Source organism: Micromonospora sp. NPDC001898, from assembly GCF_042891255.1.
Taxonomy (GTDB): Bacteria; Actinomycetota; Actinomycetes; order Mycobacteriales; family Micromonosporaceae; genus Micromonospora.
Map to the genome: position 1 here is coordinate 550,059 of NZ_JBIATC010000002.1, position 15,375 is coordinate 565,433.

The 15,375-nt window shown below is 72.5% G+C and carries 13 protein-coding genes; 5 read left to right on the forward strand and 8 right to left on the reverse strand.

Translation table 11 applies throughout. The features are described 5' to 3' along the window. The first annotated feature begins 12 nt into the window (after window positions 1–12). From ACFYZF_RS07130 to ACFYZF_RS07140, 3 genes are all read left to right on the forward strand, one after another. The gene (locus tag ACFYZF_RS07130; protein ID WP_387016817.1) at window positions 13–1,299 is read left to right on the forward strand and encodes a nicotinate phosphoribosyltransferase; all 1,287 of its coding nucleotides are present in this window, start codon (window positions 13–15) and stop codon (window positions 1,297–1,299) included. A 61-nt stretch (window positions 1,300–1,360) separates the two neighbouring features. Then, entirely contained in the window at window positions 1,361–1,942 is a 582-nt protein-coding gene (locus ACFYZF_RS07135) for an isochorismatase family protein (RefSeq protein ID WP_387016819.1), read from the forward strand. 40 nt (window positions 1,943–1,982) lie between these two features. After that, on the forward strand, window positions 1,983–3,284 hold the full coding sequence (locus ACFYZF_RS07140; RefSeq protein ID WP_387016821.1) for an MFS transporter: 1,302 nt from the start codon (window positions 1,983–1,985) through the stop codon (window positions 3,282–3,284). Between the two features lie 170 nt (window positions 3,285–3,454). On the opposite strand, the gene ctaD is transcribed toward ACFYZF_RS07140, so the two are convergent. Next, window positions 3,455–5,212: a cytochrome c oxidase subunit I gene (ctaD, locus tag ACFYZF_RS07145; protein ID WP_387016822.1), complete on the reverse strand. Its 1,758-nt coding sequence runs from the start codon at window positions 5,210–5,212 to the stop codon at window positions 3,455–3,457. A gap of 139 nt (window positions 5,213–5,351) precedes the next feature. Continuing rightward, complete coding sequence (locus ACFYZF_RS07150) at window positions 5,352–6,458, reverse strand: FAD-dependent monooxygenase (RefSeq protein ID WP_387017125.1); 1,107 nt, start codon at window positions 6,456–6,458, stop codon at window positions 5,352–5,354. A gap of 316 nt (window positions 6,459–6,774) precedes the next feature. Between ACFYZF_RS07150 and ACFYZF_RS07155 the strand changes: the two genes are divergently transcribed. Further along, a complete protein-coding gene (locus tag ACFYZF_RS07155) occupies window positions 6,775–7,896 on the forward strand; it encodes a cellulose binding domain-containing protein (RefSeq protein WP_387016824.1) in 1,122 nt (373 codons plus the stop codon). Between the two features lie 27 nt (window positions 7,897–7,923). On the opposite strand, the gene ACFYZF_RS07160 is transcribed toward ACFYZF_RS07155, so the two are convergent. From ACFYZF_RS07160 to ACFYZF_RS07185, 6 genes are all read right to left on the reverse strand, one after another. Continuing rightward, complete coding sequence (locus ACFYZF_RS07160; protein WP_387016825.1) at window positions 7,924–8,277, reverse strand: hypothetical protein; 354 nt, start codon at window positions 8,275–8,277, stop codon at window positions 7,924–7,926. 891 nt (window positions 8,278–9,168) lie between these two features. Further along, window positions 9,169–9,954 (reverse strand): aldo/keto reductase, encoded by a 786-nt coding sequence (locus ACFYZF_RS07165; protein WP_387016826.1) that lies wholly within the window; start codon window positions 9,952–9,954, stop codon window positions 9,169–9,171. 59 nt (window positions 9,955–10,013) lie between these two features. Beyond that, on the reverse strand, window positions 10,014–11,798 hold the full coding sequence (locus tag ACFYZF_RS07170; protein WP_387016828.1) for a glycoside hydrolase family 15 protein: 1,785 nt from the start codon (window positions 11,796–11,798) through the stop codon (window positions 10,014–10,016). Between the two features lie 75 nt (window positions 11,799–11,873). After that, the gene (locus tag ACFYZF_RS07175) at window positions 11,874–12,266 is read right to left on the reverse strand and encodes a cupin domain-containing protein (RefSeq protein WP_350886376.1); all 393 of its coding nucleotides are present in this window, start codon (window positions 12,264–12,266) and stop codon (window positions 11,874–11,876) included. Window positions 12,267–12,564: 298 nt separating this feature from the next. Next, window positions 12,565–12,966, reverse strand: coding sequence for a hypothetical protein (locus ACFYZF_RS07180; RefSeq protein WP_387016830.1), 402 nt, complete (start codon window positions 12,964–12,966; stop codon window positions 12,565–12,567). Window positions 12,967–13,210: 244 nt separating this feature from the next. Further along, window positions 13,211–14,104, reverse strand: a complete 894-nt coding sequence (locus ACFYZF_RS07185; RefSeq protein ID WP_387016831.1) for a sulfotransferase domain-containing protein — start codon at window positions 14,102–14,104, stop codon at window positions 13,211–13,213. An 87-nt stretch (window positions 14,105–14,191) separates the two neighbouring features. On the opposite strand from ACFYZF_RS07185, the gene ACFYZF_RS07190 reads away from it, so the two are divergent. Beyond that, window positions 14,192–15,355 (forward strand): hypothetical protein, encoded by a 1,164-nt coding sequence (locus ACFYZF_RS07190; RefSeq protein ID WP_387016833.1) that lies wholly within the window; start codon window positions 14,192–14,194, stop codon window positions 15,353–15,355. Window positions 15,356–15,375: the final 20 nt, after the last annotated feature.

A 15,375-nucleotide genomic window follows, 5' to 3' on the forward strand; every position in this document is an offset into this window, starting at 1 on the left:
TAGGCTGGTCAGGTGAGCACCCTTCGCCCCGCGCTGTTGACCGACCACTACGAGCTGACCATGGTCAGCGCCGCCCTACGGGACGGCACCGCCGACCGCCCGTGTGTCTTCGAGGTCTTCAGCCGCCGGCTGCCCACCGGGCGCCGGTACGGAGTGGTCGCCGGCACCACCCGGCTGATCGACATGATCCGCGACTTCCGCTTCTCGGCCGACGAGGTCGACTTCCTGCGCCGCGGTGGGGTGGTCGACGACGCCGGCGCCGAGTGGCTGACCGGTTACCGCTTCACCGGCGACATCGACGGGTACGCCGAGGGCGAGCTGTTCTTCCCCGGCTCCCCCATCCTCACCGTCTCCGGGGGCTTCGCCGAGTGCGTGGTGCTGGAGACGCTGGTGCTGTCGGTACTCAACCACGACTGCGCGGTGGCCGCGGCGGCTGCCCGGATGGTCACTGCGGCCCGGGGCCGGACGCTGATCGAGATGGGCTCCCGGCGGGCCCACGAGGAGGCGGCGGTCGCCGCGGCGCGGTCCGCGTACCTGGCCGGGTTCCGGTTCACCTCGAACCTGGCCGCCGGCGAACGGTACGGCATCCCCACCGCCGGCACCGCCGCGCACGCGTTCACCCTGCTGCACGGCGACGAGCGGGCGGCGTTCGCCTCCCAGGTCGCCACGCTGGGCAAGGACACCACGCTGCTGGTCGACACGTACGACATCAGCCAGGGCATCCGCAACGCGATCGAGGTCGCCGGGCCGGAGCTGCGCGCGATCCGGATCGACTCCGGCGACCTGACGGTGATCGCCCAGCAGTCCCGCGAGTTGCTCGACTCCCTCGGCGCCACCGAGACGAAGATCATCGTCTCCGGCGACCTCGACGAGTACGCCATCGCCACGCTCGCCGCCGAGCCGGTCGACATGTACGGCGCGGGCACGGCCGTGGTCACCGGCTCCGGGGCGCCCACCGCCGGCCTGGTCTACAAGCTGGTCGAGGTGGCGGGGCGGCCGGTGGTGAAGCGCTCGGAGCACAAGGCCACGATCGGCGGCCGGAAGGTGGCCGTCCGCCGGCACAAGCCGACCGGCACCGCGACCGAGGAGGTCGTCGTCCCGCAGGGCGTGCCGGACCGGCAGTCGCACGACCGGCTGCTCCAGCGGTCGTACGTGGCCGGCGGCGAGCCGGTCGACCTGCCGACGCTGGACGAGTCGCGGGAGCACCTGCGGCAGTGCCTCATCTCGATCCCGTGGGAGGGCCTGAAGCTCTCCGCCGGCGACCCGGCGATCCCGGTGACCGTCGTCCCCGCCGGCTGACCCGCGCCCACCGCCCCGCCCGCCGCCCCGCTCACCCGCACCGCGAAGGAGCACCCCTGACATGGCCAACGCGCTGATCATCGTCGACGTGCAGAACGACTTCTGCGAGGGCGGTTCCCTCGCGGTGGCGGGCGGGGCGGGCGTCGCCGCCGGGATCTCCCGGCTGCTCGCCGCCGATCCCGACCGCTGGGACCACGTGGTGGCGACGAAGGACTACCACGTGGACCCGGGCGCGCACTTCGGCGACCCGCCGGACTACATCGGCTCCTGGCCGGTGCACTGTGTCGTCGGCACGGCCGGCTCGGAGTTCCACCCGGAGCTGACCACCGGCCCGGTCGAGGCGATCTTCCACAAGGGCGAGCGCGCGGCTGCGTACTCCGGCTTCGAGGGGCACGCCGACGACGGCGAGTGCCTGGCCGACTGGCTGCGCGCCCGGGGGGTGGACCGCGTCGACCTGGTCGGCATCGCCACCGACCACTGCGTACGGGCCACCGCGCTGGACGCCGCGCGGGAGGGGTTCGCCACCACCGTGCTGCTCGACCTGACCGCCGCCGTCGCACCGGAGACGCTGGACGTCGCGCTGCGCGCGATGGAGGGTGCCGGGGTTGCCATGCACGGCGAGCCGGTGATCCGGGCCGCCTGAGGCGGTAAACCGCTGGCGGGTGTCGTACCCGGGGACGAGGATGTCGCCGGAGGTACGGACCGTCGTGAACATGAAGCCTTACCGGCAGGTGCTCGCCCTGCCCGGTCTCCGGTCGTTGCTGCTGGTGTCGGTGCTCGCCCGCGTCCCGCTCACCGCGACCGGGGTGACCATCACCTTCCACGTGGTGTTCGACCTCGGCCGGGGATACGGGGCGGCCGGCCTGGTCGGGGCGGCCACCACCGTGGGCGCGGCGCTGGGCGGCCCGCTGCTCGGCCGGCTGGTGGACCGGCACGGCCTGCGCCCGGTGCTCGCCCTGACCACCGTCGCCGAGGGGATCTTCTGGTCCACCGCGCCGGCGCTGCCCTATCCGGTGCTGCTGCCGGCCGCGTTCGTCGCCGGGCTGCTCGCCCTGCCCATCTTCTCGGTGATCCGGCAGTCGATCGCGGCGCTGGTGCCGCCGCAGCGGCGTCGCCCGGCGTACGCGCTCGACTCGATGTCGATGGAGCTGTCGTTCATGGTCGGCCCGGCCCTCGCCGTGGCGCTGTCCACCGCCGTGTCCGCCCGGTTCACCCTGTACGCGGTCGGCGCCGGCGTCGTCGCCGCCGGCATCGCCCTCTGGCTGCTGAACCCGCCCACCCGCGCCACCGACGAGCCGCCCCGCGAGCACCGCCGGGTGCCCCGCCGGGAGTGGCTGACGGCCCGGCTGGTCGCCCTGCTGGTGGCCAGCCTCGCCGGCACGCTGGTGCTGGGCGGCACCGATGTCGCGGTGGTCGCCGTGCTGCGGGCCGGCGGCGAGGTCGGCTGGACGGGCGCGGTGCTCGCCGCGTGGGCGGTCGCCTCGCTGGCCGGCGGCTTCGCGTACGGCGCGGTCAGCCGGCAGGTGTCCCCGCTGGCGCTGGTGGCCGCCCTCAGCCTGTGCACCCTCCCGGTCGGGCTGGGCGGTGGGCACTGGTGGCTGCTCAGCCTGGCGCTGGTCCCGGCCGGCATGCTCTGCGCGCCGACCCTCGCCGCCACCGCCGACGCGGTCAGCCGGCTGGTCCCGGCCGCCGTGCGTGGTGAGGCGATGGGCCTGCACGGCTCCGCGGTGACCGTGGGCATCGCGCTGGGCGCCCCGCTGTCCGGTGCGGTGATCGACGCCTCCGCGCCCTGGTGGGGGTTCGTGGTGACCGGCGCGATCGGCCTGCTGATCGCCGCCGCCGTGCTGCCCGCCGAGCTGCGCCACCGCCGCGCCCCCGCCCCGGCCGCCGCGGGCGGCGGCGGGCTGGCCCGGCCTGATCAACTTCATGTCCCGCACATCGCGTCCACCCCCGCCCCGGAAGCCGCGACATACGGCAAGTCGTGACGCCCCACCGGGCCGGTCGGCGGGCCGGACAGGCGGGCGGGCCGGAAGAGCGGGCGGGCCGCGACGGCGTCACCGGGCCGGACAGCACGGGATGACGACGCACCACCGGACGAAACGACGGGCGCCGTACCCCGGTGGGGTGCGGCGCCCGTCGTACGGTGCGGTGTGGGTCAGCGCTGGTCGAGGTTCCCGGCGGTGTCCTCCTGGTAGCTGGCGCCACCGTTGGACTCGCTGGTCAGCGGCTTCGCGCCGCCCTCGGGCGGGCCGGCCAGGCTCTGGCCGGCGGCCAGCTCCGGGAACTTCGCGTCGAACGCCGGGCGCTCGGAGCGGATCCGCGGCATCCGGTCGAAGTTGCGCAGCGGGGGCGGCGAACTGGTCGCCCACTCCAGCGAGTTGCCGTGACCCCACGGGTCGTCGACCTCGACCACCGGGCCGGTCTTGTACGACTTCCAGCAGTTCCAGAGGAACGGCAGGGTCGAGATGCCCGTGATGAAGGCGCCGATCGTGGAGATCATGTTCAGCGTGGTGAAGCCGTCCTGAGGCGCGTAGTCGGCGTACCGGCGCGGCATGCCCTCGGCACCGAGCCAGTGCTGCACCAGGAAGGTGGTGTGGAAGCCGATCATCGTCAGCCAGAAGTGGATCTTGCCCAGCCGCTCGTCGAGCATCCGGCCGAACATCTTCGGGAACCAGAAGTAGACCCCGGAGAAGACGGCGAACACGATCGTGCCGAAGAGCACGTAGTGGAAGTGCGCCACCACGAAGTACGAGTCGTGCACGTGGAAGTCGAGCGGCGGGCTGGCCAGCAGCACACCGGTCAGGCCGCCGAAGAGGAAGGTCACCAGGAAGCCGACGGCGAAGAGCATCGGCGTCTCGAAGGTGATCTGGCCCCGCCACATGGTGCCGATCCAGTTGAAGAACTTCATACCGGTCGGGACGGCGATCAGGTAGCTCAGGAAGCTGAAGAACGGCAGCAGAACCTGGCCGGTGGAGAACATGTGGTGCGCCCACACGCTCATCGACAGGGCGGCGATGGCGATGGTCGCGGCGACCAGACCCTTGTAGCCGAAGATCGGCTTACGGGAGTAGACCGGGATGACCTCGGAGATGATGCCGAAGAACGGCAACGCGATGATGTAGACCTCGGGGTGCCCGAAGAACCAGAAGAGGTGCTGCCACAGCATCGGCCCACCGGTGGCCGGGTCGTACACGTGCGCGCCGAGCAGCCGGTCCGCGGCGAGCGCGAAGAGCGCGGCGGCCAGCAGCGGGAAGATCAGGATCGCCAGCAGGCTGGTGACCAGCATGTTCCAGGTGAAGATCGGCATCCGGAACATGGTCATACCGGGCGCGCGCAGGGTCAGGATCGTGGTGATCAGGTTCACCGCGCCGAGGATCGTGCCCAGACCGGAGATGGCCAGGCCGACGACCCACATGTTGGCGCCGACACCCGGCGAGTGCTCGACCGTGCTCAGCGGGGTGTACGCCGTCCAGCCGAAGTCCGCCGCGCCGCCCGGGGTGAGGAAGCCGCCGGTCGCCATCAGGCCGCCGAACAGGTAGAGCCAGTAGGCGAAGGCGTTCAGCCGCGGGAACGACACGTCCGGGGCGCCGATCTGGAGCGGCACCACGTAGTTCGCGAAGGCGAACACGACCGGCGTCGCGAAGAACAGCAGCATGATCGTGCCGTGCATCGTGAACAGCTGGTTGTACTGCTCCGGCGACAGGAACTGCAGCCCGGGGCGAGCCAGCTCGGCCCGCATGATCAGCGCCATCAGGCCGCCGATCATGAAGAACACGAACGCGGTGATCATGTACATGATCCCGATCTGCTTCGCGTCCGTGGTGCGCAGCAGCCGCGAGAATGCCGACCCCTTGACCGGCTCTCGTACCGGCCAGGGCCGGGTCACGACCGGCTTGGGTGCGACGGTGGTCACGAGTGGCCTCCGGTTCTGGGTTGTGCCGCTCGGCACGCGTGATTATCTGCGGGCCGTCATCCGTAGGGAGGATAGTCCCCAGCAGGTGGGGGTGCCGCGTGGGGTGGGCGGCTACGATCACCGCCCCGCGGGCAAACCCTCACAGCGGGTCGACCAACAACCGGTAGTGCTCGCCGAAGATCCGACCGCCGCGCCCGCGCAGCAGCGGGTCGCGCAGCGCCGGCGACACGTCGCGGGTGCGGTTGCGGTCCCGGGTCCGGTCCCGCACCCACCGGGTACGCGGACGGCGGCGACTCTCGTACGCCGTCAGGGCCGCCTCGACGGTGTCGGCCCCCTTCAGCGAGTCGGCCAGCACCACGGCGTCCTCCAGCGCCATGGCCGCTCCCTGGGACAGGGTCGGGGCGGTGGCGTGGGCGGCGTCGCCGACGAGCAGCACCCGCCCCCGGGACCAGCGCCCCAGCTCGACCTCCTCGGTGGTGCCGACGTGCACCCGTTCCAGCGCCTCCAGCACCTCCGGCACCGGCCCGCCGTACCCACCGAACAGCTCGCGGAGCCGGGCCGGCGGGTCGGCCGGTGGCACCGTGCCCGCCTCGTCGGCGTAGCAGTAGAGCCGCCCGGCACCGAGCGGCACGACGAGGAAGCCGGCCCGCTGGCCGAGGAGCGCGGTCCACTCGTCGACCCGGGGGCCGCCCCGGACCACGGTTCGGTAGACCACCTGACCCGCCGGCCGGGACGGCCCGCCCAGCGCGGCCAGGGAACGCACCACCGAGCGTGGGCCGTCCGCGCCGACCACGAGGTCGTACTCGGCGGCGGTGTGGTCGGCGAAGGTGACGCCGACGGCGGCGGGCAGCAGCTCGATCCCGCGCACCTCGGCCCCGTGCCGGACGGCGCCGCCGGCCCCGGTGAGCAGCACCCGGTGCAGCTCGGACCAGGGCAGCGCCCGGCATTCGCCGACGTCGGCCCAGAGGGCGTCCAGGTCGACCTCGCACAGCGGGGCACCGGAGGCGTCGAGGAAGCGCTGCCGGTGCACGACCTGCCCGAGGGGGCGCACCGGGCCGTCGAGGTCCAGCCGGCGCAGCGCCCGCGCCGCGTTGCCGGGCAGGTAGAGGCCCGTGTCGACGAGTTCCGACGAGGGCAGCTTCTCGGTGACGTCGGGCCGGAAACCCGCCATCCGCAGCGCCCGGGCCGCGGCCAGACCGGCGATGCCCGCGCCGACGACGAGAATGCGCAGGGGGGAGCCACCCATCGTGGTGTACGCCTCCGGAGGGGAGTTCGGCACGCATTGGAGGCAAGACACTACTCGGTGCGATCGGTGCACGCCAGGGCCGTTCGTCCGGGCCGGGTCACCCCTCGACGGGGCGGCGTCGATCGCCGGAGGGGGGCCGAAAGCCAGCCGGCCAGGCGAGCGCGGGGGCGTGATTCACACCGATGAATGCGCTCCGGGGCGGAAACGAGCCGGTCCCGGTTGCGCGAAGGTTTCAGGCATGTGAATGTGTCCGCAGCGCATGGGAGCGCTCCCGCCGCGCCTCCGGTCCCGTCCGACGCCGAAGCCTAGGAGCATCATGAAGCGTCCACTCCGCGCCCTCGCGGCCGCCGGCCTGCTCGCCGCCGGCTCGCTCGTCGCCGTCGCCCTCGGCGGCACCGCCTCCGCCGACACCCAGATCTGCGAGCAGTACGGCTCGACGGTCATCGGCGGGAAGCACGTCGTGCAGAACAACCGCTGGGGCACCAGCGCGCAACAGTGCATCAACGTCACCGGCAGCGGGTTCGGCATCACCAGCCAGCAGGGCTCCGCCCCGACCAACGGCGCGCCGGTGTCGTACCCGTCGATTTTCGTGGGCTGCCACTACACCAACTGCTCCCCCGGGACGAACCTGCCGGTCCAGGTGAGCCAGATCAGCAGCGCGCCCAGCAGCATCAGTTACAACTACGTCGGCGGGGCGACCTACAACGCCTCGTACGACATCTGGCTGGACCCGTCGCCGAAGCGGGACGGGGTGAACCAGATGGAGATCATGATCTGGCTCAACCGGCAGGGCTCGATCCAGCCGATCGGCTCCCCGGTGGGCACCGCCACCGTCGCCGGACGCACCTGGGAGGTCTGGCGGGGCAACAACGGCGGCAACAACGTCATCTCGTACCTGGCCCCGTCGGCGATCCCGAGCTTGAACTTCGACGTCCTGGACTTCATCAACGACACGCGCAACCGGGGCGCGATCACCAGCTCGTGGTACCTCACCAGCATCCAGGCCGGCTTCGAGCCGTGGCAGGGCGGCGTCGGGCTGGCGGTCAACTCGTTCTCCCAGTCGGTGAACACCGGCGGCACCCCGCCGACCACGCCCCCGCCGACCACTCCCCCGGCCGGGGGCGGCTGCGCGGTCAAGTACACGCCGACCTCGTGGAACAACGGCTTCACCGCCGACGTGCAGATCACCAACACCGGCTCGTCGACGGTCAACGGCTGGACGCTGGCGTACGCCCTGCCGTCCGGGCAGCAGATCACCGGCTCGTGGAACGCCACCGTGACCCAGAGCGGGTCGGCGGTGACCGCGCGGAACATCGGCCACAACGGGACGCTCACCCCGGGCGGCACCGCCAGCTTCGGCTATCAGGGGACGCTGAACGGCGCGTACTCCTCGCCGAGCAGCTTCACCCTCAACGGGCAGACCTGCACCCGAAGCTGACCTGACAAGCGAGGGCGTGAAAGGGCGTCAGTAGTCCTCACAGGGGGTGTGTGTCGACCGACGACATCCGTGGTCGACAATCAACATGATCCGGTAGCGACCGATCGCCGCCAACCTTTCGTACAACGACTCCACCTGATCGAGGGCAGAATGCCCGAGGAAACCGATTTCCAGCGTGTACGAATGAGTTTTGAACGGCTCCAGATCCGCCGGGTCAAAGGTGATCCATACTCGCCACAGGCTGTCTCCACCGCTGTACATTTCCTCGCCCGAACCCTCCCGCTCCAGGTCGAAGCCGAGAACCTGGCCCAACTGGCGAGCCATCTCGTCGAGCCGAGGCGCAGGCCCGTCCAGAACGCCGAGCATCAATTCCACTTCCACCCTCGAACCCCCTCCGTCAGAAGGCGCACAAATCCGGCCCGCAACAATTGATGCTTTCCGATATCAGCTGTCTGGGGGTGCGCGCCCCGGTGGTCACCGTCGGAGTCCGCCCCGACGGCCCGAATAATAATTCGTGTCCGAGTCGGCCGCGCCAGGAGTCACAGGCATCAGATCAAGTCGTTCTGGGAGCAATTCAACGGGACGGTCGGCGCACGTTCAGCCCCAGGGCCCGGCAAAGTCGTGAGGGTCTCCGGCTTGGCGGGCCCCAGGGATGCGCGCGCTGCCGGCACCATCAGCCCCTGCCTGGTTGGCCCCTGTCGGCTTGGCCCCTGCCGGGTCGGTCTGCCCTGCGTTGGTCCCTATGGAGCTGCCCCGTCTGTGCTGTCGATGGAGTGGGAGCGTGGACGGGGCAACTCCATAGGGGCCGAAGGGCAGGTCCCCGACCGGGTGGGGGCGTATTCGTCTGAACGTCGGGCGGGATCGGACACTCCGCGACTTTGCCGGGGCCCTGCGTTAAGCCCCAGGTCAGACCCAAGGGTCGTCGCGTTGTCGCGGGTGCGGTTCCTGGTTGGCCCAGGGACCGTGGCCCGGGGCGGAGCTGTGGGCGAGGCGGTCGATGCGATGGGGCGACTCAGCTCCATAGGCGCCGAGAGGCACACCTGCTGTGGAGCGGCGCCCACGCCAGGAACCCCAGACCTCCTGATCGGAGCGCTCCCGCCCGACTTCGCAATAGCCCTGGGTCAGACCCCGTTCCTGGGCCTCGTGGAAAGTGCGTCGGCCACTTCACCCAGCCGGCCGCGGCCGGCGGCAGAATACGACGGTCCCGGATCACCGGAGACGGTCCCGGAAAACCGGACAACGGGACCGGCGAACGGCGAACGGGCAGGGCCGTCAGTGGCCGAGGGCGTCGATGTCGCGCATCTCCTCGGCGGTCAGCGAGAAGCCCCAGATGTCGGCGTTGGCCCTGATCCGTTCCGGGGTGACCGACTTCGGGATCACCACGATCTCGTGGTCGATGTGCCAGCGCAGCACCACCTGGGCCGGCGACACTCCGTACGCGGCGGCGATCCGGGTCAGCACCGGGTCCGCCAGGTCGCTGGACTTGAACGGGCTGTACCCCTCCAGCACCACGCCCCGGTCCCGGTGCTCCAGGTGCCGCTGCCGGTCGTACAGCGACGGGCTCCACCGGATCTGGTTGACCGCCGGGTTCTCCTCGGTGGCCTGGATCAGCTCGTCGATCTGCGCGGTGCTGTAGTTGCTCACCCCGACCGCCCGGGTCAGGTTCTCGTCCCGGGCGGCGAGCAGCTCCCGCCAGACCGGGATGCTGTCGGCCGGCGAGGACGGCGGCCAGTGGATCAGCCACAGGTCGACGTGGTCGGTGCCGAGCGCGCGGAGGCTGGCCTCGATCGTCTCCCGCTCCCGGCCCACCCGATCCGGCGGCAGCTTGGTGGTGATGAAGATGTCCTCCCGGCGCAGCCCGCTCTCCCGGACCGCCCGGCCCACCTCCTCCTCGTTGCCGTACATGGTGGCGGTGTCGAGGTGCCGGTAACCGGCGTCGAGGGCGGCAAGCACGGCGTCGTACCCGGCCTGGCCCGTGGCCTGCCAGGTGCCGAAGCCGAGCAGCGGCATCCGCACGTCGCCGGGGAGCAGGACGCTGGGCTGGTCGAGGCTGTCCATGACGGCTGTTCTACCCACGATCCCGCCGACCATGCCCACCCGTGGCACGCGCGGCCGGCTCAGGCCGCCGCCGGGTCGGTGAGCCGCCAGGCGGCGTTGATCAGCCCGATGTGGGACAGCGCCTGCGGGAAGTTGCCCAGCTGGGCCCCCGTGCGCGGGTCGATCTGTTCGGCGAACAGCCCCACGTCGTTGGCGTGCCCGAGGATCCGCTCGAACAGCCGCCGGGCCCGCTCCGGCTCACCGGCCATCACCAGGCACTCCACCAGCCAGAACGAGCAGAGCAGGAAGCCGGCCGGGTCCGTGTTCCAGCGCCGCACCAGCCCGTCGTCGGTGCCCAACTCGCGTTCGACCACCGCGATGGTGGCGCGCATCCGCGGGTCGGACGCCTCCAGGAAGTGCACCACCGGCAGGAAGAGGGCCGAGGCGTCCAACTCCGTCGAGCCGAAGGCCCCGGTGTACGCGCCGACCCGGTCGTTCCAGCCCTCGCGGAGCACGGTCGCGCGGATCTCGTCCCTGATCGCCGCCCAGCGGCGGGGGTCGGCGCGATCGCCGAGCCGCGGGGCCAGCACGACCGCCCGGTCCAGCGCCGTCCAGCAGAGCACCTTGGACGACAGGTAGTGCCGGTCGGTGTCCCGGGTCTCCCACATCCCCCGGTCGGGCAGCCGCCAGGTCGCGGCGACCTGCTCGGCGAGGCCCACCACCATCTCCCGCAGCTCTTCCGCGAACGGCTCGCCGAGTTGCTCGTGCAGCCGCCAGACCGCCGAGATGACCTCGCCCGGCACGTCGAGCTGGCGCTGCCGCCACGCGTCGTTGCCGATCCGGACCGGCCGGCTGTCGGCGTACCCCCGCAGGTGGGTGCAGTCGTGCTCGGTGAGGTCCCGCTCCCCCTCCAGCCCGAACAGCACGGGCACCGGCGTCCCGCCGACCCGGCCGATCGAGCGGGCCGCCCAGGCGAAGAGCCGGGAGGCCTCGGTCGGGCAGGCGGCCACCCAGAGGGCGCGCATGGTCATCGAGAAGTCGCGCAGCCAGGAGAAGCGGTAGTCGTAGTTTCGGTCGCCGCCGATCCGCTCCGGCAACGACGTGGTCAGGGCGGCGGCGACCGCGCCGCTGCGGGCGTACGTCAGGCCGGTGAGCACGGTCGCGCCGTGTCGCACCTGCGGGGCGTACGCGCCGTCGTAGCGGTGCGTCTCCCGGAACCCCTCCCAGGCCCGCACCGTCTCGGCGAGCGCGGCGACCGGGTCCAGCCGGGCCGGCCGATCGCGGTACGCCGGCGCGTACGCCAGGTCGAAGCCGACGCGCTGCCCGGCGGCGACCTCGAACTCCTGCCGGACCCGGTCCTCGTCGGCGCGCAGGGCCGGTCCGGTGCCGCGCAGCACCAGCGTGACCGGCCCGGCGGCGGCCAGCACCCCGCCGTCGTCCTGCTCGTGCAGGTACGGGGTGAGCAGGCCGTACTCGGGGCGCGGAACGAACTCCAGGCCCATCCGGACCCGGCCGGTGAGTCCCTCGACCACCCGCAGCAGCACGGCCGGGGAGTCCATCCCCACCTCGTGGCCACGGGCGCCGATCTGGGCGGAGAGGGCGTCGGTGACCGCGACGCTGCCGGATGACGTGTGGTGGACCGTGCGCAGCACCAGCGTGTCCGGCCGGTACGCCCGCTCCACCCGGGCCGGCTCAAGCGGCGCGAGCCGCCAGTGCCCGCCCCGTGGGTCCAGCAACCGGCCGAAGACCGAGGCGCCGTCGAACCGGTCCGGGCACCACCAGTCGACCGAGCCGTCCCGGCCGACCAGCGCGCCGGAGCGGCAGTCGGACAGAAACCCGTAGTCGGAGATCGGCGGCTGGTCCACCCGCGCCGGGTACCCGCGCCCGCCCGGATCAGGCCGGCGAGGGCGCGGGGGCCCTCGCCGGCCGGGCCGGACCGGTCAGGAGGTCGGCGGCTCGTCCTTGCCGGCCGCCTCCGCCGCGTCGGCCTCCTCCTTGGTCCGGTGCACGGCCTGGTCGGCGTGCTCGGGCGGGCCGTAGACGGTGTAGAGGACCAGCGGGTTGGGACCGGTGTTGACGAAGTTGTGCTTCGTCCCGGCCGGTACGACCACCAGGTCGCCCTGGGCGACCTCCTTCTTCTCCCCGGCCACCCGGGCCTCGCCGGTGCCGCTGACGAAGGTGAGAATCTGGTCGGTGTCCTCGTGGACCTCCTCGCCGATCTCGCCGCCCGGCGGGATGGTCATGATCACCAGCTGGGTGTGCTCACCGGTCCACAGCACCCGCCGGAAATCTGGGCTCTTCTCGGCGACGGTCGCGATCGTGAAATGCTCCATGCCGGCCACATACCCGGTGACGGCCCCCGTCACGCCGGGAACGACAGATGATGGAAATCCTCACCGATCCGGGGTTTGGGCCCGCCCTGGCCGGGCATCGAGAGCATCAGCCGGCGCAACCGGGCCGGTCGAGCCAGGTCCCCGCCGGCGTACCGCCGTACGGCTGCGGTGGTGGGAGACGGCCGGAGCGCGGCGACGTTACGACCCCCGGGTCGCGGCGGCGCCGTGCGCCCGTGTCCGGGCCCGGTACCCGACCGGTCCCCGCCACCGGACGTGACGGGGACCGGATTTCGAGGGGTCAGGACGCGATGGTCAGGTGGAACGACCGGTCCGCAGCCGCCCCCGCCGAGGTGAAGGTCTGGACGAAGACCCCGTTGGGCACGCCGGCGCGGCCGACCACCGCGATCTCGCCGCTGGGCGAGCTGCCGATGCTGCCGGTCAGCCCGATCGTCCCGACGAACGCCGACTGGGACACGTCGTGGGCGAAGACGACCTGGTAGATGCCGACGCCGAGCCGGGTGGCGGAGGCGGCCCCGAAGCCGCGGACCAGCACCCCGGTGGACTCGACCACCGCCCAGAAGAGCTGCGCGGTGGGTGGCATCCCTGCGACGGTCGCGGGAACGAGTTGCGCGCTGGCCTCGGTGCGGTCGCTGGCGGTCGCGACGGGCTGATCGGCGGGCTGCTTGGCGGCTGTGGACATGGTGGCTCCTTGACTGCCGCCTGCGAGGGGCGGCGAGCTAGAGGGGTGAAAGGGAGATAAATACCGATCAGATGCCACTTGCCGGTTCAATCTGATCAATACCCTTTATGAGGCAAACGCTAATCGCCGCCACCCCTCCAGGGCCAGCGCAGGAGCTGTCCAATCATGGACTCTCGGCTATGTGATCACGCCATCGAGCTGCACATACATCGCCGCAGCGGGTGCAGCCAGGCGGGCCGGAGGGTCAGCCGTCGCGGTGCAGCCAGGCGAGCAGGTCCGGCGGGGCGAGGGCGGCGGTCCGGGCCCGGTACCGGGCCAGCGTCGCCTCGTCGAGCAGTTCCCGGCCCTGCCCGGAGCGACCGCGCCGGAAGAAGGCCGACCGGTCCTTCAGCACGCCCGCCGGGTCGGGAACGAGCCGGTCGGCCCGCTGGCGCATCCGGTCGAAGGTGGCGGCCTCGACCAGCTCAGGCCAGCGCGGCGCGGGCACCTCGATGCCGAACCGGCCGGCCAGCGCGCGCATCTGCCCGTCCAGGTCGGCCACCAGGTCGTCGTAGTGCACCAGAGTCACGTTGGGTCGGTCCCGGCGGGCCCAGGCATCACCGAGATGCCACATCACCCCCTGGAGGGAGTCCATCTCCTCGCGCGGGTCGGCCTCCCGGTCCACCCAGCGCCCCAGCGCCTGCACCAACGGGGTACGCGGGGCGGGCGGCCCCTGCGGCGCCGGCTGGCCGGTCAGCTCCGCCATCCGCTCCCGGTCGAGGTTGCCGCTCTGGTGCCAGAGGGAGACCGCCATGTCCAGCGGATGCCGGGCCACCACGACGTAGTGTGCCCGGTCGTCCAGCGGGATCCCGTCGAGCGGGGTGTGGGTCTTGACGAACCGGCGGTGCGGCTGGGCGGCGAGCCGCGCGTACACCTCGTCGCGGGGCTCCACCAGCCAGTCCAGCCAGGGCGACAGCTCGGGCAGCGGCGCCGGCAGGTCGGGTGTGCCGAACACCAGCAGGGCGCAGATCATCTGCATCCAGGTGGTGCCGTTCTTGGACCGGGTACTGATGACGATGTCGCCGTCGCGGAAGGGAAAACCGTGCCACCGGGCACTGTCCTCGTCCGACGAGCGGTAGCGAATGGGGGCGCCTGGCACCCGGGGATGGTAGCGACCCACGCTCCCGCGCGCCCGCATTTTACCGGAATCTCTGTGACGAGCGCCGATGTGTCGCTACATTGAACTATGGTGCCCGCGCACTGGGGTCGGGCGGCGGAGCCGGTCTACCGCCCCGTCCTCACCGGTCGACGGAGCACGCTGGAGGCGCTCCGGCACCTCGACGGCGTCACGGCCGCCCTGGTCGCCCCGGTGCTCGACGTGTCCACCATGGACCCCTCCCTTCCGGACAGCCTCACCCGGCTGCCGGCGGGGCTGCTGCCGGCGGTCGACGTGACCGCGCTGCCCGACGGGGTGGGCGGCGAACTGGTCCGCTGGGGCGTACCGCTGGTTCCGGTGGCGGGGCTCGCGGAGAGCGACGCACGGCTGACGGCGCACGGCCTGGCGGCCCGGGCGTACACCGGCCGGCTGGTGGTGCGGCTGCGGGCCGGCCTCGACCGGTCGGGCCCGGACGCGACGACGGCCGCCGTGGAGCGGATCTGGCGGCTCACCCAACTGGCCCCGGAACAGTGCGAACTCCTCGTGGACGCCGGGGATGTCTGCTGCCTGGCCGACGTCCGGTCGGCGGAGCCCCGGGTTCGCCGGCTGGTGGACTGGGCGCGGCGGCACGCCTGGCAGGCGGTGACCGTGGCGGCCGGCGGGGTGCCGCCGACGCTGTCCCGGCTCCCCACCGACGAGCCGGTACGCCTGGACCGCTGGGACTGGCTGCTCTGGCGGCGGCTGGCCGACCTCGGCATCGGGTACGGCGACTACGGGGTCGACTGCGCGGTGCCCGGGGCGGACGCCGCCGGGGACCGGCTGCCCACCGTCCGCTACACGACCGACGGGGCGTGGTGGGTCTACCGCTGGTCGCGGCGCGGCGGCCGGGGCGACGAGCGGGTGGCGGACCTGTGCCGGACGCTGGTGTCGGCGCCGCACTGGCCGGCGGGCGGGGCGGGCTTCTCCTGGGGCGACCACGAGATCCTGCGCCGGTCCCGGGGCATGGCCGGGGCCGGGTCGACGACGAACTGGGCGGCCTGGAGCACCTCGCACCACCTGGCACGGGTGCTGTTCGACCTCAGCCGACCGGAGGGGGCACGGCCGGCGGACGACCGGCGACCCCGGACGCGGCCCGGCGGGGAGGACCGCGCGTGGTCGGGTGGCGAGCGCCGGACCGGCGGGTGGCGCGGCGGCCCGGAGCGTGGCCGCCCCGGCCGACCGCACCGGGGCGGCGAGGCCGGACGGGCCGACTGAGTCGCGGCGGCCCCTCCTCG

Excerpts from the sequence above, each read along its gene's own strand:
- ACFYZF_RS07135 (WP_387016819.1), top strand. The coding sequence starts at position 1,361 with ATGGCCAACGCGCTGATCATCGTCGACGTGCAGAACGACTTCTGCGAG.
- ACFYZF_RS07140 (WP_387016821.1), top strand. The coding sequence starts at position 1,983 with ATGTCGCCGGAGGTACGGACCGTCGTGAACATGAAGCCTTACCGGCAG.
- ACFYZF_RS07150 (WP_387017125.1), bottom strand. The coding sequence starts at position 6,458 with ATGGGTGGCTCCCCCCTGCGCATTCTCGTCGTCGGCGCGGGCATCGCC.
- ACFYZF_RS07155 (WP_387016824.1), top strand. The coding sequence starts at position 6,775 with ATGAAGCGTCCACTCCGCGCCCTCGCGGCCGCCGGCCTGCTCGCCGCC.
- ACFYZF_RS07165 (WP_387016826.1), bottom strand. The coding sequence starts at position 9,954 with ATGGACAGCCTCGACCAGCCCAGCGTCCTGCTCCCCGGCGACGTGCGG.
- ACFYZF_RS07175 (WP_350886376.1), bottom strand. The coding sequence starts at position 12,266 with ATGGAGCATTTCACGATCGCGACCGTCGCCGAGAAGAGCCCAGATTTC.
- ACFYZF_RS07180 (WP_387016830.1), bottom strand. The coding sequence starts at position 12,966 with ATGTCCACAGCCGCCAAGCAGCCCGCCGATCAGCCCGTCGCGACCGCC.
- ACFYZF_RS07190 (WP_387016833.1), top strand. The coding sequence starts at position 14,192 with ATGGTGCCCGCGCACTGGGGTCGGGCGGCGGAGCCGGTCTACCGCCCC.